Origin of the sequence: Halomonas sp. SIMBA_159 (assembly GCF_046536035.1) — a bacterium.
GTDB lineage: Bacteria > Pseudomonadota > Gammaproteobacteria > Pseudomonadales > Halomonadaceae > Vreelandella > Vreelandella venusta_A.
In genome coordinates, this window is record NZ_JAWJBT010001318.1 from 1 (window position 1) to 245 (window position 245).

Sequence of the window (245 nt, forward strand, 5' to 3'; positions counted from 1 at the left end):
GGTGTCAGCACCAGGTCCATGACGTGGACGAGCTCGCCCATGGCCCGCCGGAGCTCGTCGGACAGAACCGAGAAGTCGTCCTTGACGGGCAGGAATATGTAGGTGTCCGGCCGCTTCCGGCCCTTGTAGACTGAAACATGCATGGATCAAGTATGACGCCGCGGCGGTCGTTGCGAAAGCGCGGCCGGTGAACCCCGGCGCCACCGCGATGCCTAACACGTGGCCCTGCCCGACCGAGCGTAGCC

General features: G+C 65.3%; 1 protein-coding gene. It reads right to left on the reverse strand.

All coding sequences use genetic code 11. The features are described 5' to 3' along the window. Positions 1 to 143: YcgL domain-containing protein (locus R0J87_RS23530; protein WP_498889404.1), on the reverse strand; the 143-nt coding region annotated here is incomplete at its 3' end. Positions 144 to 245 lie beyond the last annotated feature (102 nt).